This is a genomic window from Gammaproteobacteria bacterium (genome assembly GCA_041395445.1).
GTDB lineage: Bacteria > Pseudomonadota > Gammaproteobacteria > Xanthomonadales > Marinicellaceae > NORP309.
This window is the reverse complement of record JAWLAO010000001.1, coordinates 124,826-151,126: the sequence shown is the minus strand read 5'-3', so window position 1 is coordinate 151,126 and position 26,301 is coordinate 124,826. Positions and strand designations below refer to the sequence as shown.

At 36.8% G+C, this 26,301-nt stretch carries 18 protein-coding genes and 1 tRNA gene; 13 read left to right on the top strand and 6 right to left on the bottom strand.

Annotated elements, in window-relative coordinates; translation table 11 throughout:
* Positions 1–124 precede the first annotated feature (124 nt).
* Positions 125–1,498, bottom strand: a complete 1,374-nt coding sequence (ffh, locus tag R3F25_00710; GenBank protein ID MEZ5495347.1) for a signal recognition particle protein — start codon at positions 1,496–1,498, stop codon at positions 125–127.
* Positions 1,499–1,576: 78 nt separating this feature from the next.
* On the opposite strand from ffh, the gene ccsA reads away from it, so the two are divergent.
* Together ccsA and R3F25_00700 are read left to right on the top strand one after the other, a co-directional pair.
* Positions 1,577–2,329: a cytochrome c biogenesis protein CcsA gene (gene ccsA, locus R3F25_00705; protein MEZ5495346.1), complete on the top strand. Its 753-nt coding sequence runs from the start codon at positions 1,577–1,579 to the stop codon at positions 2,327–2,329.
* Entirely contained in the window at positions 2,330–3,610 is a 1,281-nt protein-coding gene (locus R3F25_00700) for a CNNM domain-containing protein (GenBank protein MEZ5495345.1), read from the top strand.
* Between the two features lie 4 nt (positions 3,611–3,614).
* Here the strand turns inward: R3F25_00700 and R3F25_00695 are convergent.
* A tRNA-Ser gene (locus R3F25_00695) sits at positions 3,615–3,702 on the bottom strand.
* Positions 3,703–4,186: 484 nt separating this feature from the next.
* Here R3F25_00695 and R3F25_00690 point away from each other — a divergent pair.
* The 7 genes from R3F25_00690 to R3F25_00660 all read left to right on the top strand — a co-directional run bounded on the left by R3F25_00690 (position 4,187) and on the right by R3F25_00660 (position 17,696).
* Entirely contained in the window at positions 4,187–7,060 is a 2,874-nt protein-coding gene (locus tag R3F25_00690; protein ID MEZ5495344.1) for a pitrilysin family protein, read from the top strand.
* Between the two features lie 221 nt (positions 7,061–7,281).
* A complete protein-coding gene (gene gorA / locus R3F25_00685) occupies positions 7,282–8,622 on the top strand; it encodes a glutathione-disulfide reductase (GenBank protein MEZ5495343.1) in 1,341 nt (446 codons plus the stop codon).
* A 3-nt stretch (positions 8,623–8,625) separates the two neighbouring features.
* Positions 8,626–12,840 (top strand): S8 family serine peptidase, encoded by a 4,215-nt coding sequence (locus tag R3F25_00680; GenBank protein ID MEZ5495342.1) that lies wholly within the window; start codon positions 8,626–8,628, stop codon positions 12,838–12,840.
* An 11-nt stretch (positions 12,841–12,851) separates the two neighbouring features.
* Complete coding sequence (locus R3F25_00675; GenBank protein MEZ5495341.1) at positions 12,852–13,715, top strand: DUF1684 domain-containing protein; 864 nt, start codon at positions 12,852–12,854, stop codon at positions 13,713–13,715.
* A 113-nt stretch (positions 13,716–13,828) separates the two neighbouring features.
* The gene (locus R3F25_00670; GenBank protein ID MEZ5495340.1) at positions 13,829–15,859 is read left to right on the top strand and encodes a M13-type metalloendopeptidase; all 2,031 of its coding nucleotides are present in this window, start codon (positions 13,829–13,831) and stop codon (positions 15,857–15,859) included.
* A gap of 128 nt (positions 15,860–15,987) precedes the next feature.
* Positions 15,988–16,758: a hypothetical protein gene (locus tag R3F25_00665; GenBank protein ID MEZ5495339.1), complete on the top strand. Its 771-nt coding sequence runs from the start codon at positions 15,988–15,990 to the stop codon at positions 16,756–16,758.
* A gap of 20 nt (positions 16,759–16,778) precedes the next feature.
* The gene (locus tag R3F25_00660) at positions 16,779–17,696 is read left to right on the top strand and encodes an MBL fold metallo-hydrolase (GenBank protein MEZ5495338.1); all 918 of its coding nucleotides are present in this window, start codon (positions 16,779–16,781) and stop codon (positions 17,694–17,696) included.
* On the opposite strand, the gene R3F25_00655 is transcribed toward R3F25_00660, so the two are convergent.
* Genes R3F25_00655 through modB form a run of 4 tightly spaced genes read right to left on the bottom strand, consistent with a single transcriptional unit; the run spans position 17,697 to position 21,554 of the window.
* A complete protein-coding gene (locus tag R3F25_00655) occupies positions 17,697–19,673 on the bottom strand; it encodes an EAL domain-containing protein (GenBank protein ID MEZ5495337.1) in 1,977 nt (658 codons plus the stop codon).
* Between the two features lie 41 nt (positions 19,674–19,714).
* Positions 19,715–19,930 carry a SlyX family protein gene (locus tag R3F25_00650; GenBank protein ID MEZ5495336.1) on the bottom strand — a complete coding sequence of 72 codons (216 nt, stop codon included), beginning with the start codon at positions 19,928–19,930 and terminating at the stop codon, positions 19,715–19,717.
* Positions 19,931–19,932: 2 nt separating this feature from the next.
* Complete coding sequence (locus R3F25_00645; protein MEZ5495335.1) at positions 19,933–20,886, bottom strand: ATP-binding cassette domain-containing protein; 954 nt, start codon at positions 20,884–20,886, stop codon at positions 19,933–19,935.
* Positions 20,883–21,554 carry a molybdate ABC transporter permease subunit gene (modB, locus tag R3F25_00640; GenBank protein MEZ5495334.1) on the bottom strand — a complete coding sequence of 224 codons (672 nt, stop codon included), beginning with the start codon at positions 21,552–21,554 and terminating at the stop codon, positions 20,883–20,885. Before modB ends, R3F25_00645 begins: the two co-directional genes overlap by 4 nt.
* A gap of 161 nt (positions 21,555–21,715) precedes the next feature.
* Between modB and R3F25_00635 the strand changes: the two genes are divergently transcribed.
* From R3F25_00635 to deoA, 4 genes are all read left to right on the top strand, one after another.
* On the top strand, positions 21,716–22,513 hold the full coding sequence (locus R3F25_00635) for a purine-nucleoside phosphorylase (protein ID MEZ5495333.1): 798 nt from the start codon (positions 21,716–21,718) through the stop codon (positions 22,511–22,513).
* 62 nt (positions 22,514–22,575) lie between these two features.
* Positions 22,576–24,195 (top strand): phosphoethanolamine--lipid A transferase, encoded by a 1,620-nt coding sequence (locus R3F25_00630; GenBank protein MEZ5495332.1) that lies wholly within the window; start codon positions 22,576–22,578, stop codon positions 24,193–24,195.
* Positions 24,149–24,877: a phosphatase PAP2 family protein gene (locus R3F25_00625; protein ID MEZ5495331.1), complete on the top strand. Its 729-nt coding sequence runs from the start codon at positions 24,149–24,151 to the stop codon at positions 24,875–24,877. Before R3F25_00630 ends, R3F25_00625 begins: the two co-directional genes overlap by 47 nt.
* 106 nt (positions 24,878–24,983) lie before the next feature.
* A complete protein-coding gene (deoA, locus tag R3F25_00620) occupies positions 24,984–26,297 on the top strand; it encodes a thymidine phosphorylase (GenBank protein MEZ5495330.1) in 1,314 nt (437 codons plus the stop codon).
* Positions 26,298–26,301: the final 4 nt, after the last annotated feature.

The following is a 26,301-nucleotide window of genomic DNA, read 5'->3' as shown; positions in this document are numbered from 1 at the left end:
TCCTCTCTTTTTAACTAATAACGATTGATTCTAATACTATATACAATGCTAATTCAACCAAATATAACTTTTGTTTACAAAAAGAAAGGTATAGGAATTAATTAATGCAATGAATGAGAATCATTTAGAATGGCATACCGCCCGGTGGCATTCCTCCGGGCATTTTTCCGCCTAAACGCTTCATCATTTTCATCATGCCTTTGCCACTGAATTTTTTCATCATTCTTTGCATCTGGGTGAATTGTTTGAGCATGCGGGTTACATCCTGAATCTCATTGCCGGAACCATTGGCTATCCGGCGTTTTCTTGAGCCTTTGATGAGTTGCGGGAATTTACGCTCTTGTTTAGTCATAGAATTGATAATAGAAATCATTTTATTGGTCGATTTATCACTAACCTGGCCTTTAACCGCATCAGGGAGATTGCCCATTCCGGGAAGTTTATCAAGCATAGATGACATACCACCCATGTTTTGCATTTGCTCCAGTTGTTCTTTGAAGTCAATTAAAGTGAATCTTTGTCCTTTTTGAACCTTTTTGGCAATTTGCTCGGCTTTTTTCTTATCAACTTTGCGTTCGATTTCTTCAACCAGTGAGAGAACATCGCCCATACCTAAAATGCTGGATGCAATCCGATCAGGATGGAATGGTTCGAGTGCTTCCATCTTTTCACCAACACCCATGAATTTAATGGGTTTGCCTACAATATTTCTAACCGATAATGCTGCACCGCCTCTGGCATCACCATCGACTTTGGTGATGATTACACCTGTTAAATCAAGAATTTCAGAAAAAGCTTTTGCTGTATTTGCTGCATCCTGACCGGTCATAGCGTCAACAACAAACAAAGTTTCAATTGGATTTAAACCTTGTTGCATCGCTTTAATTTCTTTCATCATTGCATCATCAACCGCCAATCGTCCTGCGGTATCAACAATCAAAACGTCATAAAAGCCTTTTTTAGCAGCTGCAATTGCGGATTTTCCAATGTTTACCGGCTCGTCTATTACTGATGATGGGAAAAAGGCTGCTCCGACTTGTTCAGCAACTGTTTGCAGTTGTTCAATCGCAGCCGGACGATAAACGTCAGCACTGACAACCATTACTTTTTTACGTTCTCTTTCGATCAAATACTTAGCAAGTTTAGCTGTTGATGTGGTTTTACCGGCACCTTGTAAGCCTGCCATCAAAATAACTGCCGGTGGCTGAGTAGAAAGGTTAAGCGTTTGAGTTTCGGCCCCAAGTGTTTGTGTGAGTCCTTCTTTTACAATTTTGATTAAAACCTGATCCGGTTTTAAACTGGTGATAACATTTTCACCAATTGCTCTTTGTTTAACTTGTTCAATAAAATCTTTAACAACGGGCAGGGCGACATCAGCTTCTAGAAGAGCAATACGCACTTCACGCAATGCGGATTTGATATTATCTTCCGTTAATGTAGATTGTCCTTTAATCTTTTGTATGGATTTCGCCAGATTTTCTTTTAAATTATCAAACATGTGTTTTTCTTTTCACTTGGTATTTTACGAGCCGTTCATTATAATACTTCGTATGGTTAAATCTCAAACTATTCTCAAATGCTTACAGTAATTAGTCTGTCTGCTATTTTCTACTTATTATGGTTGCTACCGGCAGATAAATTCAAATTCGGTATCATCCTTGCGTATCTTGCGTGGTTATTGCATGCTTACGTTTGTTTTCACACCCTGTTTGACGCAAACGGCTGGATAATGAGCGTTGCAAACTCGGTGATGCTGGTTTCCTGGTTGTCGGTTCTGGTGGTTTTTCTATTTCGGATTAAAAGTCGCTGGGTTATTTTACCGTTGGTGATATTTGTTGTTCTGGCGTTTATTTTGTATCATCTCAGTTCCGGAGAGCTTGAAGAAGCTAAACAATTTTCATGGCAATTGGACTTGCACATCACTTTATCTATGTTAGCTTATTCGATACTTTCAGTGGCAACGCTTTTTGCGGTATCGCTATGGGTTAATATTAAACAAATCAGAAGTAATAGTTTTGAGTCTCACTCGGGACTTGGAGCTTTAATTGAGCAAGAGAAAAAACTATCTCATATTATCTTTTTGGGTTGGCTGGTTTTAACGACCTCATTGCTTTCCGGTGTTTTGTTTATTGATGATTTTATCAATCAACATATCGGACATAAAGTCGTTTTTTCATTCTTGGCCTGGCTCATATTCGGAATTCTTATTGCCGGAAGGTTAACTAAAGGTTGGCGAGGCGAGAAACTTATTAGTTTGACCATATTGGGCATGTCGTTGCTGGCAATGGGATATTTGGGAAGCAAAATTGTCATCGAGTGGATTTTATAAGTGAGTGAGATTCCGTTAAGTGTTTTGATGGGAATACTGGCACTTTTAATAGTGTTTTCCGCATTTTTCTCTAGTTCAGAAACAGCTTTAATGACTTTGAACCGTTTAAAGTTGAAAAACCTGGCTAAAACCAGTAAAGGTGCAAAACTGGCTCAAAAATTATTAAACCAGCCGGACAGACTGATTGGTCTGATTTTGATTGGAAATAATTTCATTAACATTGCCGCATCGACAATCGCAACGATTGCTGCATTCAAAATTGCCAATGATTCATCACTCACTCCTGAAGCAGCTGCTGCGTACGGAACGGTAATATTGACATTGTTAATATTGATTTTTGCAGAAGTAACACCGAAAACATATGCTGCATTACACCCGGAAAGAATTGCTTTTCCGGCTTCCTATATTCTGACACCATTATTAAAAATTCTTTATCCAATAGTCTGGACAACAAATCTAATGACCAACGGGATACTTAGAATTTTAGGAGTTCCCAAAGATGTGGCTGAGCAGGCATTATCACGAGAAGAGTTAAGAACCTTGGTCATTGAAAATCACAGTATTCGTCCTGATGCCAAACAAAAAATGGTGATCAATCTTCTTGATTTGGAACATATAACAGTCGATGACATTATGGTTCCAAGAAGCGAAGTGGTTGGTATTGATATTACTGACGATTGGAATGATATCATTAAACAGTTGGTTAATACCTATCTCACGCGCTTGCCAATTTATGAAGAAGACATCAATAATGTGATTGGAATTTTACATATTCGAACCATTTTACCTCGATTATCACAAGGAAAACTGGATCTGGAAGGTCTGTTATCAGTTCTAAGAAAGCCTTATTTTGTTCCTGAAGGTGCTAATTTAACCACACAAATCAAGGAGTTCCAAAAACGCGAACGGCGCATGGGTTTGGTTGTTGATGAATATGGTGACATTCAGGGTTTGGTTACCATTGATGATATTCTTGAAGAAATTGTCGGTGATTTTACTTCCGAACCTAAAAATCGCGGTCGTCATATCATCAAAAAAGGGGAAAACGAATATCTGGTAGATGGACGAATTCAAATCCGTTCGCTGAATCGTCGATTGCAATGGGATTTACCGCTCGAAGATGCATCAACTCTTAGTGGCTTAATTACAGAGCATTTGGGCAACTTGCCAAATAACAACACAGCAATTAAGTTAGATGGATATCAGTTGACTATTTTGAATGTTGATGAAGACAATGTAATTAACAAAGTTTTGGTAAAGAAAATAGTTAGTTTTGACTAGAAATTGGCGGTGAGAGAGGGATTCGAACCCTCGATACGTTGCCGTATACACACTTTCCAGGCGTGCTCCTTCAACCGCTCGGACATCTCACCGTATTTGTTAAATTGTAATTCCGTATTCCTTTTGTCGTGTGAATGCTTCGCATCATACACACTTTGACTTCGGACTTCCTGTCCTACGCCCTTCGGGTCAGCTAAAGCTGTTCAAATTGCTCCTGCAATTTAGTCAGGCTTTGCTCCTTCAACCGCTCGGACATCTCACCGTATTTGTTAAATTGTAATTCGTATTCCTTTTGTCGTGCGAATGCTTTGCATCATACACACTTTGACTTCGGACTTCCTGTCCTACGCCCTTCGAGTCAGCTAAAGCTGTTCAAATCGTTCCTGACGATTTAGTCAGGCTTTGCTTCTTCAACCGCTCGGACATCTAAAATTGTTGTTCCTTAACGGGTGCGGAATATTAACTTAATTACCACTTCTAATCAAGCAATAAAAAAATATCTGTGACTTTATACCTATTGTTTGGTTGTATAAATAAAGTTAGAATTCCGAGGTTAACTAAAATTGGATTCAAAATATGTATTTTAAAAATAATTTTCTATTAGTCGCAGCGATTGTTTTGTTAACAGGTTGTTCGCAAACAACGGTCAAGCCGACTCACTCAGATACTCAATCAGACTCAGGTTCTGATAAAATTTTCAACTTACCTTATCTGATGAGGGATTTAGATAATGGTTTACGAGTGATTGTTGTTGCAACGGATTATCCGGATGTAGTTACGGTTCAAATTCCCGTACAAACCGGCTCAAGAAATGAAGTCGAAGAAGGCAAATCCGGTTTTGCACATTTCTTTGAACACATGATGTTTCGCGGTACACCGAATTATTCTGCGGATAAATACGGTGAAATCCTAAAAAATGCCGGTGCAGACCAAAATGCTTATACTACGGATGATTATACAAACTATCACACAACGGTTACAAAAGATGATTTGGAAACACTTTTGATGCTAGAGGCTGACAGATTCAAAAATCTGAGTTTCACTGAAGCCGAATTTCGCACAGAAGCATTAGCCGTGAAAGGTGAATATCTGAAAAATAGTGCGAATCCAATTTCAAAAATATTTGAAACTGTCCGTGATAATGCTTTTGATAAACACACTTATAAACACACAACCATGGGTTTTTTCCGAGACATCGAAGAAATGCCAAACCAAATGGAATATGCAAAACTGTTTTTTGATCGCTGGTATCGCCCTGAAAAAACCACAGTCATTGTCGTTGGTGATGTGGACGAGGAGAATACGTTTCAATTAGTGAGAAAATATTTTGGGGATTGGGAGAGAGGTAGTTTTAGCGAACAAATTCCTCAAGAAACGGAAATAGGAGATTCGGTCTATAAGCACATCAAATGGAGTTCAAAAACTCAACCTTGGCTAACTATGGCTTTTCATGGACCTGCAGATAACCCACAACAATCTCTCGACAAACAGGCATTGGATTTATTGTTGAGAATTTATTTTGGCAATACATCTGAACTCTATCAAGAAATAGTTACAAATAAGCGTCTGGCTGATCAATTTTTTGCTTACTTTCCATCTCGAAAAGATCCGGGCTTAATTTATTTGGCAGCCAGATTAACGGATTCTGAAAATTATTCATCAGTACAACAAGCCATTGTAGATACCATTGTCAAAGCAAGAACCGAATTGGTTGAACAAAATAAACTGGATGACATTAAATCAGCCGCACGTTATGGTTTTGCAACTTCATTGGATAATTCCGCAACAATTGGTGCGATTTTGGCTAGCGTTGTTCAAATGAACAGAACACCTGAATTACTTAATCAACAATTCGCAGCCTTAAAGAAAGTCACGCCAAGTGACTTAAAGAATGTAGCAAATAAATATTTAATTGATGAGGGCAGGGTAATTGTTTCGTTATCAGAAGCGGAAGATGTTCCTGCGCTTCAAAATGAATTAAATCTGCAAAAACTGGTTACAGAAGCCGATAAACCGCTTTCTAACTCATTTAAAGTTGTAGATATGCGTAATTCCAGTCCGATTATTGATATCAATTTATTGTTAAATACCGGCGCAGCCTACGAAGACTCTGGCAAAAACGGTGTTGCTGAATTAACTGCAGCAATGTTGACAGATGGTGGTTCCAAGTTGTATTCAGCGACTGAAATTAGTAAAAAAATGTTTCCGATGTCAGCAAGTTTTGGACATCAAATTGATAAAGAAATGCTCCGTTTTACCGGACGTGTTCACCAGGAAAAAGCAGATGAATGGTTGGATTTGGTTATTGAAAGTTTAACTAATCCGGGTTTTAGAGATGATGATTTTAGCCGTTTAAAACAACAACAAGTTAATGCCATTGTGACTGATTTAAAAGGCAATAATGACGAAGAACTTGGTAAGGAAGTATTGTATCACAAACTTTATCAAGGACATCCGTATGAAACAACCAACCTTGGCGACGTGTCAGAACTTGAGGAAATTACCATTGATGACGTGAGAAATTTTTATAGAAACCAACTGACTCAAAGCAATCTGACAATTGGCGTTACCGGAAATCTAAGCGATAAACAGCTAGATAAACTGAAATCAGCAATCTCTAAAAAGTTACAAAAAGGCGAAGCCAACCAAAGAATTGCTCAAGCCCCAGAGTTGAAAGGTCGCTCTGCTACGATTGTAGAAAAAGATACATTAGCAACAGCAGTGTCATTTGGCTTTCCTATCGATATCACTCGTGCTGATAAAGACTGGGCGGCATTGTGGTTAGTACGTTCGTTCTTTGGTGAACATCGCAATTCCAATAGCCACTTGTACGGACAAATTCGCGAAAAACGTGGAATGAATTATGGAGACTACGCATACATAGAGTATTTCCCAAGAGGAATGTTCAGAACACAACCTAATGCGAATTTATCAAGAAGTTCGCAGATTTTCCAAGTATGGCTGAGACCATTGAGAGATAATAATGATGCGCATTTTGCCACACGTGTTGCAATGTACGAATTACATCATTTACTCAAACACGGTTTGACTGAGGAACAATTCGAAGCAACCCGAAATTATCTGATGAAATATGCCGGGTTATTAGTTAAAAGTCAGGACAGAATTCTTGGATATGCTTTAGATAGTGAATTTTACGGAATTGATGAATTCACAAAATATGTAAAACGAAATCTTGAAAATCTGACACTTGAACAGGTCAACGAAGTGATTAATAAATATTTGCAAGAAGACAATGTGCATTTTGTCTTTATCAGTAAAGATGCTAACGATATGAAGAATAGATTAGCTTCTGAACAAACATCACCAATGACATATAACTCAGAAAAACCGGAAGAAATTTTGAAAAAAGACCAATTTTTACAAGATTTTCCTCTTAGTCTCGACGCCAACAATATCAAAATTGTCGCTGTTGAAGAGGTTTTTCAGTAAAAATGCCTGAATTTGTGACTTATGGACTATTAAAATCCTGTCTATAAGTCACTAAAATAAAAACGTGTTTAAATAATTTCGAGTGATTAGATTTTCTAACCTCCTCCAACTCTCTCAACTAAGGACTTGATTTTATTTAAACACTCCCCTATCAAAATCAATTCTCTGCTTTCTTAATTTTATGATAATATTACAACTAAATATTTATCAGACTGTAAAGTATGCAATACGATTATGATCTTATTGTAATTGGTGCAGGTTCAGGTGGTGTCAGATCAGCCAGAATTGCGGCCAGTTATGGGAAAAAAGTAGCAATTTTTGAGTCTTCAGAAGTCGGGGGAACATGCGTCATTCGTGGATGTGTGCCGAAGAAACTTTTGGTTTATGCTTCAAATTTTGTCAAAACATTTAAATCCGCCAAAGCATTCGGTTGGGATGTCAACCAACCTCAATTTCATTGGGATAGGCTCATTTCCAATAAGAATGCAGAAATTGAAAGGCTGAATAAAATTTATTTGAACCTATTAAAAAACTCCGGTGTGGAGTTGATTCCTCATCATGCCTCATTTGTGGATAAGAATACCGTTGTTGCAAATGGAATAAGCTATTCTGCTGAACGAATATTGATTGCGACAGGGAGTACGCCTTTTTTTCCTGAAATTGCTGGAATAGAACACGCAATAAGCTCTAATGAAGCATTATCTTTGCAACAACTTCCCAAAGAAATAACCATCATGGGAGCAGGTTATATTGCTGTTGAGTTTGCCTGTATCTTTAATGCTTTAGGATCCAAAGTTAATTTGGTTTATCGAGGAGATAAGATTTTAAGAGGTTTTGATGAAGATATTCGCCATTTTACAGAAGAAATGTTTATTAAGAGTGGTATAAACATCATTACAAATTCAAATATTATTGAAATCCAAAATCATGATAATCAATTTAATTTGTTGCTAGATTCAGATATTTGTCTGAAAAATCAGGATGTGGTTTTATGTGCAGCAGGTAGAGTTGCCAACACTCAGAACTTAGGTTTAGAAAATGTAAGTATTAAGCTCAAGTATAATGGACAAATTGAAGTTGATAGTGAACAAAATTGTGGCGTCGATTCAATATTTGCTGTTGGCGATGTATGCAATATACATAATCTGACTCCCGTTGCTATCAAGGAAGGACATTTGTTGATGGACAGGCTGTATGGAGGTGGAAATACATACCCGGAGTATGATTACTTGCCGACAACTGTGTTTTCACAACCCGAAATAGCGACTTGTGGTTATACTCAAGAGCAAGCCAAGGAACATTTTGGTGAACTTGAGATTTATAAAAGCCGCTTCCGAGCAATGAAGTATGCAATGACTGACATTGAAGATCAGACATTCATGAAATTAATCGTCCAAAAGGAAACGGATTTGGTTGTTGGTTGTCATATAGCTGGAACAGATGCCGGAGAAATTATTCAAGGTTTTGCTGTTGCCATCAAACAAGGAATTACAAAGAAAAAACTCAATCAATGCATTGGAATACATCCGACATCGGCTGAGGAACTTGTAACCATGAGGTGAATTATGATGAGAATTGTTTTTTTATGCTTATTAATTATTTCATTTTCTTCAAATGCTAATGAAGAAGTTTATGTTATTGAGTTTAAATCAGAACCTTTGGCATTGTCTATGGGAACCGAGTTGAAATCTACAGAAGCTACTTCAAAGAAACAGATATTGGCAGATGAGCATAATTTATTTCTTAACTCTTTGTCATCACAATTTAAACAGAAATCGACTGTAGTTTCACAGAACTATTATTACGCTTTGAATGGAATAGCTCTTAAACTGGACAAATCTCAGTTGAAATGGGCCAAAGAACAGCCCAATGTTAAATCTGTGTCAAAGGATTTTATTGTAAATCTGCATACTGACGCAGGACCTCAATGGATTGGAGCAGAGAATGTTTGGGACGGAATGGCTCTTGATACTCCGGGTAATCAAGGCGAAGGTGTTGTTGTTGGCATCATTGATACCGGAATTTATCCACAGCATCCATCATTTCAACAGGTTTCACAAGCAGGAACAGCTAATCAATATGTTCATTCCAATCCTCGAGGACAATATTATGGATTATGTAACTCTCAGATTTGTAATAATAAATTGATTGGAATTTATGATTTTACCGATGAAGGTTCAAATGGAATAGATACAGTCGGACATGGTTCTCATGTTGCCGGTACAGCCGCCGGAAATGTTTATAGTACAACCTATCAAGGCTTGTCTTTTACAGTTTCAGGTGTTGCTCCCAGAGCCAATATTATTTCATACAAGGCGTGTCATTATTCGGAAGAAAACTCAGGCGGTAGCTGCTCTCACTCTAGTTTACTCGGTGCAATTGATCAAGCCACAGCCAATCAGGTTGATGTTGTTAATTATTCAATTGGCTCGGATACTCCGTGTTCGCCTTGGGGAAGTTTGGATGGGAACGGTGATTATTGTGGAAATTATGGAGTCAATCAAACCGCCGCCGCGATGCTTAATGCCAGAAATGCTGGAGTATTGTTTGTGGTATCAGCCGGAAATTCAGGCCCAGGCAAATCAACTATAGGAGCTCCCGGAAATGCTCCTTGGGTCATTACCGCTGCAAATTCAACACATTCAAGACAACTTCAAAGTTCGGTGAAGAGTTTTACGGGAGGTAATAGCGTCTTAAATCATTCTGATGAGTTGATAGGCGCTAGTGCAACGAATGGCATTGGTCCGCTACGAATTGTTCATGCCAAAGATTATGGCAATGCTCTATGCGGTCAAGGAGAAGCTGAGCTTAAATCACAATGTTCAGGAACCGGAAACGATGTATTGACCGGTGCCAGTAACCCTTTTTCGCCGGGGACGTTTAACGGAGAAATCGTTGTTTGTGATCGAGGAACATACGGACGTGTTGAGAAAGGTTTTAATGTCAAACAAGCGGGTGCAGCCGGTTTTGTGCTGGCAAATACAGTTGGTCAACAAGAAAGTATCACCGCAGATAATCATTGTTTGCCGGGAACTCACCTAGGCAATATTGCAGGAACTCGTCTCAGAAATTGGTTAGATTCCGGCTCAAATCACATGGCAGAAATCACCGGTCAGTCATTAATTTATGATGATGCACTGGGTGATGTGATGAACTCAAGCAGTTCAAGAGGTCCAACAACCATTATTTACAACACTCCAACATCATCGAATGCAGGAGCGGTTGAACAAAACTTCATGAAACCTAATATTTCAGCTCCTGGAACTTCCATTTTAGCTGCTGACTATCAAACTTCAGGTCTGGCAGTAAAAAGTGGAACTTCAATGTCAGCACCTCATATCAGTGGTGCAGTTGCTTTATTAAAGGCAAAATATCCCAATTACACACCGTCACAGATTGTGAGCTCATTGGTTCTTACAGCTGACAATCAATTTATGCTGAAAGAAGACAGTTCAACAAAAGCAGATTTTGCCGATATGGGAGCAGGGCGAACAAGAATTGATACAGCGATAGGAAATTCATTGTATTTTGATGTCTCCAGAAGTCAGTTTCTTGCAGCAAATCCACAAGAAGGAGGAGATGTACGTTATTTGAACCTACCGGAAATTGTTGATAACAACTGCTACCCAACTTGTAGTTTCACCCGAAAAGTAAAAATGCTTGGGACTTTCAATGTGGTCGATGCCTATTGGCAAGTTTCAATTGAAAAAAGTAATGATTTAGGTATAACAGTCACTCCTGATAGTTTTGATTTTTCCAATGGTAGTGAAGTTGAATTAACCATTGATATTGATGCAACTGCAAATAATGTTATTGGTGATTGGGCAGAAGCCAAAATACTTTTTGAGGTCAAATCAGCAAGTAACAGCAATCCAATGGTTGATACTTTAGCACCATCTGTATCTAAACTACCCGTTGCGGTCTATGTTCCGTCTGGGAATTATCCTCAAATTGTCAGTAGAACCAGCACAACGCGTCATGGACGTTTCGAAATTAATTTGAGTGGAATAACACCAATGACTGAGGCTGTTTATCAAGGCTCTAAAATAATTGCCCCGGAAACTCAAAGTTTCTTTTTAAGTCCAAACGATAATACTTATCCTTTTAATGACGATGGTGAATACATCTCCTCATCAAGCTCTCATTATTCAACATTTGCAATTAATAATGAAAAAGTCGCTTTAATTGTTGAAATTGAAGGTGATAATCAAGCTGATTTGTATATCGGACAAGATTTAGACATTAATGACACACCTGATAAACGTGAAATACTATGTGAAAAAGTCGGATTCTCTTCATCAAAAACCTGTGTCCTACGAAATGTAAAACCCGGTAAATATTGGATTTTGACTGACAATAGGTACTCAGGGAACAATAATGTAATGTCAAAAAGAGCTGATTTTACTGTTGGTGAAAAGGCACAAAAAGCAAATTTTGATTATGGGATAGGGCTCATCAATGGCTCTGGACTCTATGTACAAGGCCCTGTAAAAACCTCAGAAAATGTGGAACTTGATGTTATCTATGAATTACCGCAATTTGAAACTTCAGATGATTATTATGGAGTGATTTCCGTCGGAGCTGATGCTGAAAGTATCGGTAAAACAGCAGTTATTCCTGTCAAAATCATTGCCCCAGATTTTTCCAATGAAAAGCTATATTCACTCAATAATGAGGTTGCTGAATTTAATCTTACTGGTAATGAAAGTTATTCTAATATGTATATTGATACAGGACTTGGTACAACAAAAATAAAACTATCAAGTTATAATAAAAATGGCCAAATTAATTTTTATAAAACTTCATTTGAATTTAATCCATTAAGTATAAAACCGGACTTATCAAATATTTCTGCAGATTTTACTATCAATTTAGATGCACCAATTATCGGAGTTCCACCACCAGGTTGGATTCCTGAATACACTAAGGAAGTCGATATTAGTGGTTACGAACCTGCAAGGTGGTATATTGAGGTGGTAGATTCAGAACATACAAACACAGGTTATTGGGTACTTAAAGCGAGTGTTGAATATAATCAAGACGTTCTTATTTCTCCTAATCAGAGCCTTTGGTTTAATCCGCAAAGAAGTGGCTGGGGTATAGACTTAATACAAACAAACTCATTTCAAGCAACAACATGGTACACATACGATAAAAATAACCAGCCAACATGGTATCAGGCTGCCGGAGCAATAACATTTCAGAACCAGTGGGCGGGAACACTAAGGCAATTCGGTTGGAATGGGGAAAACGCTCGAGGACAAGAACTTGGAATCATATCACTGATTTATCTTAATGATAGAAATGGAGTGATTTCTATTTCTTTACCAGATAAGACGCATAGTGAAAAAATACGTTCTATATACGCAAAAGGACAAAATTGTCCGTCGATTCATGATACTCAAATTGATGTCACAGGATTATGGCATCACCCGGATAAATCTGGTTTTGGAAGTACGTTAATAGCAAGTGAGTCTGATGAAAATATTATTTTTTATTATTACGATGACTCTGGCAGACCACGCTGGGTCATCGGTAATAGTAGTTTAGATAATAATCAAACAATAATGAATCAAATTGCAAATGGCTTTTGTCCAGATTGTGAAGCAACTCCTTTACAATTGATTCCAGTGGGAACAATAACGACTCAATACAACTCTGATTCAACCGGATTAATGTCTGCGGAAATTGATTTGGTATCTCCATTGTCCGGATCATGGAGTAGTAGTGGCGAAACCAAAAAACTCAACAGAAATTTCGGTTGTGTAATTAACCAATAAAGAGAGAAAAAATGAAAAAGATAATAATTATTTGTTTATTTTTGAGTAATTTAAGTGCATTTGCAGCTGAAAGTTGGCAAAAAGATTTAGAAGAATGGAAGCAAGCCCGTTCAGAAAGTTTAAGAAAGCCCCATGGCTGGGTGAGTTTGGTAGGAATGGAGTGGCTATATAAAGGAAATAACTCCATCGGTTCTAATCCAGAAAGTAAAATAGCTTTATCACATGGTCCGGAAAATATCGGAGTTTTCAATCTGGATGGAGATAAAATCACTTTTACACCGTCAACAGGAGTCGATATTAAAGCCAACGATAATCCGGTAACTGAAAAAATAGAAGTCAAAATGGATTCAAGTGGCTCACCAACTGTCTTTACAGTTGATACTTTTCAGTTTTACGTGATTGAAAGAGGAAAGCCTGCGTTAAGAATCAAGGACTCTCAAGCCAAAACACTTTTAGAATTTAGAGGAGTGGAATATTTTCCGGTTTCAGAAAAATTCTATGTTGATGCTGAGTTTATTCCGTATCAACCGGCAAAAGAAGTTGAAATCGTTAATGTTCTAGGGTTGATTAGTAAAGATGAATCTCCGGGTAAGTTAGAATTCAAACTTGATGATGAGATTTATGCTTTAGATGTGTTGGATGCAGGAGATAGCTATTACATCATTTTTGCTGACCGAACCAGTGGCAGAACCACCTATGGTCCGGGACGATTTTTATATGCAGACAAGCCAAAAGAGGGCGAAACAACGACAAAAATCAATTTTAATAAAGCCTACAATCCACCTTGTGCGTTTACTGATTATTCGACCTGTCCATTGCCGCCACCGCAAAATCGTCTCAGAGCATTTATAGAGGCAGGTGAAAAAAAATATTAAGCAATAACTTGTCAATAGTAGCTTTTAAAAGAGCTTTCATGACTATTGGCATATATTCAATATTGCTTATATAAATTAAAATTTCGAAAATTTATTAAGATAAGGTAATCACCATGAAAAAATCAATTTACTTGGTATTGGCAGTTTCTGCTTTAGTTGGTTGTTCAGCCAATAAACAACAAACGACTGCTGATACAAAACAACTCAGTTCAGGAGTTGAGCTGCAATACGTTGATAAATCAGTCCGTCCTCAAGATGACTTTTATCGTTATGTGAATGGCAAATGGTTGAAAGAGTACAAAATGCCGGAAGACAAATCACGCTATGGTGCATTCAATGCATTGCGTGAAAAAAGCGAAAAAGATGTTAAATCAATCATTGATGAACTCGCAAAAAACACTTATGAAAAAGGCTCAGACGAGCAAAAAATCAGTGATTTATACAACAGTTACATGGATACCGAAAGTATCGAAAAAGCCGGGTTGGATGTTTTAAATGATGAATTTAAAAAAATCGACAATATCAAAAACTACGATGATTTGATGTCTTATATGGCTTATGCTGACATGTACACCAATGCACCTATGGGATTGTATGTTTATATTGATCTGAAAGATTCAAATCGTCATGTGACTTATGTTTCGCAATCCGGCTTGGGTTTACCGGATAGAGATTTCTATTTCAATGAAGATGATAAGTTTAAAAATATTCGTGAAAAATATGTAGAGCTGATTCATAACATGTTTGACATGGCCGGTTTCAAAAATCCATCAGATGCCGCTGCAACAGTAATGAATATTGAAACGCAATTAGCCGGTGGTCATTGGACTAAAGTTCAAAACAGGGATTCTGAAAAAGCCTACAACATGAAATCTTATGATGAATTTAAAGGATTAATGCCGGATTTGAATTTAGATGCTTGGATGAATGGTACAACCCTGGAAAATGTTCAGGAAGTTGTTGTCAGACAGCCGGATTATCTTGAAAAATTGAATGGAATTATTAAAACAACTTCAATAGAGGATTGGAAAACATATTTTCAATGGAAACTAATTGATGTTGCGGCACAGTTTTTACCGAAAAATTTTGAAGAAGAAAACTTTAAATTCTACGGAACAGTTCTTAAAGGCACAACCAAACAAAAAGACAGATGGAAAAGAGGAATCGAGACCGTCAACAACAGTGTTGGGGAATTGGTTGGTAAAGTCTATGTAAAATCTTATTTTCCTCCTGTTGCGAAACAGCGTATGGATGATTTGATTGAAAATCTTCGTACCGCTTATGGAGAAAGTATCAAAGATTTGGATTGGATGAGTGAAGAGACAAAAGAAAAAGCTCTGGAGAAACTGCATAAATTTGATCCAAAGATTGGCTACCCGAGTCAGTGGAAAGATTACAGCAATTTGTCCATAGGTCATTCATTGATTGACAACATGAAAGCGATAACCAAATGGGGTGTTGACAGAAACAGAAGTAAATTGGGGCAACCAATTGACCGCACAGAATGGGGAATGAACCCGCAAACTGTGAATGCTTATTATAACCCGACAAAGAACGAAATTGTATTTCCTGCCGGTATTCTGCAACCACCATTCTTTAACATGAATGCGGATGATGCGGTTAATTATGGTGCTATTGGTGCGGTTATTGGTCACGAAATGGGTCATGGTTTTGACGACCAAGGTTCAAAATTCGATGGTGACGGCAATCTAAAAAGCTGGTGGACTGACGAAGATAGAAGCAAATTTGAAGAAAGAACAGCAATGTTGATTGAGCAATACAACAACTTTGAAGTTCTGGATGGAACCACTCATGTAAATGGTGAACTCACTCAGGGCGAAAACATTGGTGATTTAAGTGGTTTAACCATAGCCTACAAAGCCTTTAAAAATGCTTACCCTGAAGATGTCGTGATTGACGGCATGAGTTCTGATGAAAGGTTTTTCTTCGGTTGGGCTCAAATCTGGAGAGGGATGTATCGTGATGAAGAGCTGTTAAACAGAATTTCTACCGATCCACATTCACCGGTTGAATTCAGAGGAAATGGTCCATTAAGAAACTTCCCTCCATTCCATAAAATGTATGGTGTGAAAGAAGGTGATGGAATGTATTTGCCAACTGAGAAACAAGTTAAAATCTGGTAATCCATTCTTCTAATCTTATTAAAACCGCCGTTGTAGAAATACACGGCGGTTTTTTATTGTCTGTAAAAATGTTTTACTCAATCTATCTAATCGTTTAGAATTATAGCTTTCAACCACCCTCAATACTTATGAAAATCAAATTACTGTCTGTATTATCCCTTTTATTGATTCTGGTTTCCTGTGAGAACTCTTCGGATCAAGCATCAACACCGAATTCAGCTCTAAAAACACAAAGTTCCGAAGTCTCGGAAATGACGACAGAGATTCAATCAAAATCAAATTCAAAGATTGGTTCATTTATGCAAGCAGGAAAGATATGCGAAATTCTTTCAGCGGATGAAGTCAAAACTGCTTTTAACATTCAGTCTGAATTAAGAACCGAAGAGTCAAACTACGGAACTTTGACTTGTTCTTACTCATGGGAACCGGAAGATATCGAGGAGCGTAGAACACAATTTTTATCCAATATGCAGAATGCAGCTAGTGGAACTGCCGGCAAAACCTCAATGCGTGAGAAGTTGCTGGATGTGAATTTTACTGTTGCTTTGTCTGAATATTCAGGAACAGCGAAAACTTTTGTTCCGGTTAAATTGTCTGAAGAGCAGTTGCAACAACAGATCGAACGAGCTAAGGAGCAAGCGGCAAAACGTCTGACTGACAAGCAAAAGGAAATTCTCGGTGATAGCGGTGCAAATATGATGGAATCTATGTTAAGAAAGAATAACAACAATCTGGCAGTTGAAGGAATTGGAGATGCTGCTTATTGGAGTCATGTCGGTCAAGGCTCTTTACATGTTCTTTCCGGGAATATTAACATGATAATTTCACCAATGATTGCAAGAACGATGGAAGAAGACATAGATAATGCGAAATCCATTGCACAATTAATTTTAAAATAGTTATACAAAGGTCTCAAAACATGAAAAAACAAATAATAACATCCATTGCCTGCATGGCAGTGGCATTAAATATCGCTGCAAAGGATGAAGTGAAAACACAATCACATCTGAGCTGGAAAACTATTCCTGTAGCGGAAAATTTGTATATGTTGATTGGTGAAGGTGGTTTTACCGGAGGAAATCTGGGACTTTCGGTGGGTGAAGATGGTGTGATATTGATTGATGATGCGATGCCATCAACACTTAACATTATGAATGATGCTATCAAGGGTATCACAGAAGATGATATTGATTTCTTAATCAATACACATGTTCACGGCGATCATACAGGAAATAATACGACTTTTGGAGGAAAAGGGGCTCATATTGTTTCACATAAGAACATGAGAAAACATTTGCTTACCAAAGGAATTGCAACACCTGATGGCAATATTCCTGCACCAAAAGAAGCAATTCCAGTAATCTCTTTTAGCGACTCCATTGATTTTCATCTCAATGGTCACGAAGCTCATGTATTTCACCTTCCTCATGCACATACAGATGGTGATTCAGCAGTGCATTTCACCAATATTAACGCTATCCACATGGGCGATACATTCTTTAATAAAATCTTTCCATTTATTGATTATACCTCCGGAGGAACTTTAGATGGTTATATAGAAGCCCAGAAAACTGTCTTAGCATTAGTGGATGATGAGACAAAAATCATTCCCGGTCATGGGCCTTTAGCAACGAAACAAGATTTGATTGACTCGATAAATATGCTGGAAGATGCTAAATCTATCATTACTAAACTGATTGACGAAGGCAAATCAGAAGACGAAATCATAAATATGAATCCTTTGAAAGAAAAATATCAAAGCTGTCATTGGGGATTTATCACGATCCAGAAAATGACGAAACAGATTTATCAAGGTTTAAAAATGACCAGTATTTAATTATTGGTCATTTTCAATATACTTAATATCAGGAACAGGCGATTGTACAAAGTTGCCGTGTATGAAATCAGCGTTTAAATTCCAAATCTGAGCTGTAAAATCAGCACTATCTATATTAGGCACAATGACTTTATAACCAAGTGATTGTGCCTTTTTGATTTGGTTTCCGACAAAATCCGGATGATTATGGTGCAGAACCTCTGAATCTTTGGAAAAAGGTTTCAAACGAATCCAATCAGCATCAAATAGTTTTGCAATTTCCCAGGATTTATCACTTCCATCGAATTCGGAAATACAAATACCAATCCCCGAACCCTTCAAATCCTGAGAAATCTCATCAAGAACCGACAGGTGATCTTCACTTAAGTCTTGTCGGAACTGAAAAAACAGCCGAGATTCAGGAATATTGTGGCCTTGAATGTTTTCCAAGACTTCCTGCCGATGCTTAGCGGATTCATAATCGGATATACTTTGGTTGATAAGAATATATCTTTTGACACCTTTTTCTTCACCATCCTGAATAACAGATAACGCTTGTTTGAGTGTATAACGGTCTAATATTTTTAACAGACCGGTTTCATTCGCGACATTGAAATAATCTAAAGTTTGTAACTCAGGACCATCATGCGAAATAACTCTCAACATAACTTGGAAAAGTTCCATATCATCATTTTTGGCATTTAATATCGACTGATACAACCACTTAAAACTTTGTTGCCGAATGGCATTGATTAACTTCGTTTTGGTGAGATAGAACTTCTTCCGTTCTTCACTTTCGGCAATATATTGAATATTCTCGTTATGTTTTGGATTAAGAATCAGTCTTTCCGCTTCATTGATAAGCATGTTCTTGTTTGACTTATGTGATAAATCGGTCAGCACAAATGCTTGTAACGCCACAGTAATATTTTTTTTGTGAAGATTAAAATAAGTTTTGGAAACCCAACTAAAAACTTCATTGAGATAATCCTGAGTTTGTTGACGACTCATATCATCGCTCGCTAAAACTGTAATTCCATCAGTTATAGTTTGTTTAATATCGAATTTAAATCCGAAATCGGGTAATTGAACATGCAATGTTTTATGAAGTTTATTAAAGCCTGAAAATCCTATTTTCTGTTGAAGTGAAACTTTGTTAGCAATTTTAAGCCAGATAACTGAGCTTCGATCAGAAGTTCCATTCGTTGTAATAAAGTGGTTGAGCTCATTAAATTTATCATCATTAATTTCAAATTCATAAATTTTCTCTGACTCACGAACTGAGTGAGATGAATGAGCCGTTTTTCTCTGAATCATTTCGAGAATTTTTGAAATCAGGACATCGACTTGACTGTTCCTTGTCAGAATCTCATCCACTCCAATACTTTTTAATTGATTGTTTTGTTGAGGTCTTAGTACATCAGACATTGCCAATATTGGGATACTTTCATAGTGTTTTGTTAAGTAAAAAACACAATCAGCAACTTCTGAATCTTTAGTTTTATTGAGATCAAGAAGTATCAAGTCAGGAACAAAGTCATTATCAAATAGATTCGACATAGTGTCAGGAGTGCTAATCTCGACTATAAATTTTGAATCTCTGAGTGATTTGGCTTCATTCAGGGCAAGTGCCTGATTATCTTCTATGATCAGGACTATATATTTCGAGTGTTTAACCCATTGACTAAGCTCTTCTGACTCCAGTTGAATAAACTTCTTATGCGAAATGAATTCAATGTCATTATTTAAAAGGGTTATTCGATTATCCGGGCTAATATCATCATCTATACAAATTAAGGAAATATTTTTGTCTCGAAAAGTCTTTAAACGTTTTGCTATTTTTTGATAATCATTCCATTCAAATAGAACAATTGATAACAAATCTTTATCAAAGTCAAAATCTTGAATTTGATTTAAATTGACGATATCAACTGAAAGCTTTTGATTGATTTGAGCAGGATACAAGGAACAGGAATAAATTTTTATATTTTCTTTCATTAAACTACCTCTCAATAATCACGCCCCACAATAACATTATATCAGTAATGAGGTGGTTTTTCATCAGCCGGGTTGGTGTTTTGATGCCATTGGGAACTTTCTTCATCCACTTTTTGAGAAAGATTTAAGATTTGTTTTTTTAGTTGGTCAATTTGTTTTTGTTGGTTAATTATGACACTGTTTAATTGCTCAACGGTATCTTCCAGATAAACAATTTTTGTTTCTATTTCAATGATATTTTCTTGTTGGTTCTTCATATTTAGAATCGATTGTAAGATGTTGCTTTAAAATTGACCAAAACTTTTTTTTCAATTTCGAGTTTTAGCTTTGCTACCGATTTTTCAGTGAGTTGAGATCGGATGAGTTGAGGGAAATTGTCAAGAGTTCGTAATTCAACAATAAAATCTCTTCCGTAAGGATTGATTGACTTTATCTCAGCTGGAAGTTGATGAGTGATACTGCTATTAGGAATTTTTTCAAGACTAATGCTTACATAATCGGCAAAAAGTATATGTTCTTTATTGTTGATTTTTACTCTGCTGGCAACTGGTAAATTGTGTTCTCCACAACTGAAGGCAGATTCAATATCACTTTGATAGAGAATACGGTTATCCTTAACTAAAAGAAGTTGATCAGTGACTTTATAAATTTCGACAATATCATGAGTGACGAACAAAATCAGGTTGTTTTCTTTGTACTGTTTTAATAAATTAAGAGCATTTTTCCGTAGTTCCGAATTGAGAGCAGAAAATGGTTCGTCTAATAATAAAAGTGATTGATGGCCGGTTTGTAATAAGGCTCGAATGAGTGCAATTCTTTGCTTTTCTCCACCGGAAATTTGATTAGGGTATTTATCGAGTATTTCGTGGCAATCTAGAACATCCAGAAGTTTTTTGAGATCTATTTTGGGATTGGGGTTATATTTCTCAACAAAATCTAAATTCTCACGGATTGTCCAATGTGGGAATAAAAGCGAGTGTTGAGGCATATATCCACACTGATATGGTCTTACTTTTTGTTTGTTATTCGTATCGAATAATGTATCTCCTGAAAATTCAACACGACCTTTAACAGAGTCTGTATAACCGGCAATAGCATTAAGCAAACTGGATTTACCGCTTCCGGAAACACCGTAAATACCTACAATTCCTGTATCCGGTATTTGGAAATCATACTCAAAGTCAGGTTTGAGATTTTGAATTTTAACAATCATGAAATAACTCGATAATTGTTTTTTCTGTTAATCCAAAGTATGACAACAAATGATATCAACAATAAAATTAAAGAAAGCGAGTTTGCCTGATCCAGTTTCATGTTTTCAACATGATTGAATATTTCTATGGATACAACACGGGTCTCGCCGGGAATATTTCCTCCAACCATCAATGCCACGCCAAATTCGCCTAGAGTATGAACAAAACCTAATATTGCAGCAGAGATGATTCCATTACGAGCCAGAGGTAATATTATTGAATATAATATTTTTTGCTTTGGAGCTCCAATCGACATAGCAGTGTTAATCGTATTTTGATTGATATTTTTAAATGTTGAAACCATAGGCTGTACAACAAAGGGCAATGAATAAACCACAGAAGCTATCACTAACCCGGAAAAACTGAATATCAATTGATTTCCAGTTAATTGAATAAACAATGAGCCTAACCAGGTGTCATTTTTCATGATGCTGAGAAGGTAATAACCTAAAACAGTTGGTGGGAGAACTAAAGGCAATACAACTATTGAACTCACAAATGCAGTCCATCGGCTTTTGGAAAAACTCAGCCAATAAGCTAATGGAATAGAAATAATCAACAAAATGACAACAGTAACTGCAGCTAATTTAAAACTCAGAAATAGGGCGGTTAAATCGGTTGATAACATTCCTGTTGATTGAAAGAAAACACACCGATTATAAAGATAAATCTTGTTCTTTTAAATCAATTCGAATTATTTATATGTGACAAGTTGGTTAATTAGATGCATTCAATTTTATTCAGATGATTGTTTTGTTAAAATTCAATCAATTACATTAATAATTTTATATGAAAAGTACAGAGCATATCAGGTCTGTAGCACCTGGTTTTCAACCGCAAATTGCACTCGTTTTAGGATCAGGCTTGGGTGAGTTTGCCGATTCGATTGATAAAATTCGTGAAATTTCTTACGCAGATTTAGATGGTTTTCCGCAATCCGGAGTCGCCGGACATGCCGGAAAATTGATTTTGGGCAAAGTCGAAGGAGTAGAAATTATCGCCATGCAGGGTAGAGTTCATTATTACGAAAATGCTCAGGCTGAGGCTATGAGAACGCCGATTCATTGCTTTAAGGAGTTGGGTTGTGAAATGATTATTCTCACCAATGCTGCCGGTTCTTTAGATACAAACAAACCACCTGGTTCTGTGATGCTGATAAATGATTACATCAACTTTACCGGTGTTTCGCCATTATTTTCTGAAACAGGCAATAATCGTTTCGTAAACATGGTTAATGCATATGATGAAGAACTGCGGGAAGAAATGTTGCACATTGCTGAACAACACAAAATCGAATTAGGCCAGGGAGTTTATGCTTGGATGTGCGGACCACAATTTGAAACTCCGGCGGAAATCAATGCTTTGAGAATCCTTGGAGTGAATGCTGCCGGTATGTCCACCGTTCCGGAAACCATCCTTGCGAGGCATCAACAACTCAAAGTGATGGCATTATCCGTGATTACCAACTTTGCAGCGGGAATGGATTCTGAAGAGCTTTCACATGCTCAAACCATGAAGTGTGCGGAGATTGCTGCTCAAACATTCAAAACATTATTAACAGAGTTTATTAAAAAGCAAAAAAGTTAAATTTTAACGATTGATTTCACTCGTTTGATTCTCTAATAGAGAACTTACAATAATAAATATGAGTGAAATATTCACATTTTAAAATCTGGCAACTGAACCTGCTTGCAAGTTTTCTTTTTGTCATTCTATACAATATAGCTTTTTGGAAAGAAACTTATCAAATAATAAAACCTGAAACAGCAAGTGATTATTTTCTATTTGCTGCTATTTTTGTTTTTTTGGTTGCTGTTATCAACCTGATTCTCAGCCTTTTTACATGGCAAAAAAGCTATAAACTTTTTTATATTTTAATTTTCCTCATTGCATCAGCATCCTTTTATTTCATTTATCAATATAACATTGTTATTGACAAGGAAATGGTCCGGAATGTGATGGAAACTAGCTCTTCGGAGGGAAAGGATTTAATTAGTTCAGGTTTAATATTCGTACTTTTTTTACTTGGAATTCTGCCATCATACTTGGTTTATAAACTTAAAAGTACAAGAATAACATATCGTAACTTCTTGTTTACAAAGATAAAGTCTATGGCGATATCAATTGCTGTGATACTTTTAGTCATTTATCTGAATTATGCTTCATTTGCATCAATCGCGAGAAATAATAGAAATTTGTCCCATGTCATTCTGCCAACAAACTTTATTTTTGCTCTAATTTCATACGCTGGAGAACAATTTAACTCAGCAAAAATTCCGTACAATCCAATTGCAAGCGACGCGACACAGCGAGATTCGTTTAAAGATAAGAAACAGGTTTATTTTTTAATTATTGGCGAAACGGCAAGAGCCGATCGTTTTTCCTTGAATGGCTATCAAAGAGAAACCAACCCAAACCTTAAAGAACGACATGATATTGTGAATTTTACCAATACAGCATCTTGCGGAACCAATACTGCAACATCATTACCATGTCTGTTTTCACATTTAGATCAAGCTAATTACAGCCACAAAATTGCTAAAAATACTGACTCTTTACTGGATTTTTTCAAAAGCGCAGGATTTGATGTTCAATGGCGTGATAATAATACCGGTTGTAAGGGAATCTGCAAACAGGAAGACTTTCTGGACTTAACAATGGATGATGGAAATTCATTATGCAATGAAGAAGAGTGCTATGATGAAATTCTGTTTAAAGACTTGTATGAAAAAATCACCCAAAATCCTAATAATCAAGTTTATGTTCTTCATCCTAAAGGAAGCCACGGACCGGCATATTACTTGCGTTATCCAAAGCGGTTCGAAGTTTTTCAACCAACATGTCAAGATATTCAACTTCAAAAATGTGAAAAGCAGGAAATCGATAACAGCTACGATAATACAATCCTTTATGCTGATTATATCATTGATTCTGCCATTAAATTACTGGAGAAACTTCCAAAAGATACTTTAACAACAATGATTTACCTGTCAGATCACGGTGAATCTCTTGGTGAAAACAATCTTTATCTGCATGGAACACCTTATATGTTTGCACCAAATGAGCAAACAAAAGTTCCATTTATCATTTGGTTGTCAGACTCTTTGCAAGAGTCAACTTCACTCGATTTTCAATGTTTACTAACAGGTAAAGATATCCGTTTATCTCACGACAATTTCTTTCACTCTATGCTTGGCATAGCTCAAATACAAACAGAATACTATGATCAATCCAGAGATATTTTCTATCAATGTCAATCAAAACAGTGAATCTTTGACTAATAATCGAACTAGTTACACTGTTGGAAAAACTGAAATTCTATTAATTTCAGCATGTATCTTGTTACTGATTGTTGTCAAAAGTTTTAATATAGATTTTGTGCTAGCTGACCAAATTTATCAGCTTACAAATTGGGATTTAAAATATGCTTTCTGGACGGAAACAATTATGCATAAAGGCGCACGCTATCTTGTAATTGTTATATTTCTTTTTTTAATATATTCCTTGTTTGAAATGTACCGCAATCAAGCTGACAAGCAAAATATTTATGATTTGACTGTAGTTTTGATTTCAGTTGTATTGTGTGTTGCTTCTATAGCTATACTCAAACAAATATTTGATGCAGATTGTCCTTGGGACTTGCTCAGATATGGTGGTGATAAACCTTTCTTTTCATTGTTTGAATATTCCGAAACTAGCCTTACATCAAAACATTGTTTTCCCGCCAGTCATGCCGGTATTGGGTATAGTGGAATTGTATTTTTTTACTATTTAAAGGTTAATAACCATCATTTGAAAAATAAGGCTCTATTATTTGGGATCACTCTTGGGGTTGTGTTTGGAGTCGTACAACAGCTTCGTGGCGCTCATTTTATTTCTCACGACATTAGTTCTTTTCTTGTATGTTTGTTAATTTTAACAGGTGTTTATAAATTGGCTTATAGAGGATAATTATCTTAATTTGTGATTAATTATTTGATTTATTCCGGAAATAAATTATGATGCAATCATGATAATAAAATTCCTTGTAAAATAAATAGTTATAACAATAAATTAAATGAAGTTCTTACCTCAGGAAATCATCAGAAAGAAGCGTGACGGTAATATCCTCCGCAAAGACGAGATTGAGTATTTTATTCGTGGCGTGGTAAATCACTCAGTGAGCGAAGGTCAAATTGCCGCTTTGGCAATGTCCATTTATTTTCGTGGAATGACACCCGATGAAACTGTTCATCTGACAACAAGTATGTTGAACTCAGGTGAAGTGATTTCATGGCAGAATGAAAATCTCAATGGTCCGGTTTTGGATAAACATTCAACCGGTGGTGTTGGTGATAAAATCAGTTTGATGCTGGCGCCAATTATTGCAGCTTGTGGTGGTTATGTACCAATGATTTCAGGACGTGGATTGGGTCATACTGGCGGAACTTTGGATAAATTGGAGTCCATTCCGGGATATAGTACAACTCCTGATAACTCAAAATTCAGACAAATTGTTAAAAGCATCGGTTGTTCAATCATTGGACAAACGGCGAACTTAGCTCCGGCTGACAAACGCTTTTATGCAACCCGTGATATTACCGCAACCGTCGATTGTATTCCTCTGATTACTGCATCTATTCTTTCCAAAAAACTTGCTGAAGACCTGGATGGTTTAGTTATGGATATTAAATGTGGCAGTGGAGCATTTGCAGAAAGTTTGGGTATGGCAAAGGAACTGGCTGAGACGATTGTTGCTGTTTCCACAGTGAACACCAGAGCTTTAATCACCGATATGAGTCAGGTTATTGGTTACACTGCCGGAAATGCTCTCGAGGTTCAGGAAACCATTGATTATTTAACAGGTGTCAAACAAGAAAGAGTGCTTCATGAACTGGTCACAAATATTTGTGCAAATATGTTAGTGATAGGAAATCTCGCTGAAAACAATCAGCAAGGTATTTTGCAAGTCGAAAAAGTTTTACAAAATGGTCAGGCTGCGGAGATTTTTGCCAAAATGGTTTCTGCTCATGGAGGTCCAAATGATTTTGTCGATAACTCAGCCAAATACTTGCCACAAGCTCCTGTTATTAAAAAAGTATTTCCCAAACAGTCAGGTTTTATAACATCCATGAATTGTCGCGAAATCGGCATGGCTGTGGTGGATTTAGGTGGAGGAAGAAAAGTTGCAACAGATTCAATTGATTACTCGGTTGGATTGAGTGATTTTGCTCATATTGGTGACTTTGTTGATTCTCAAACACCGATAGCAACTATTCACGCTTCCTCTGAACAGGATGCAAAAGAAGCATCAGAAAAATTGTTAAGTAATATTGATTTTTCGAATGAAAAGCCTGAAATTCCACCAATAATTATTGAGTTAAGAAGTTAATAAC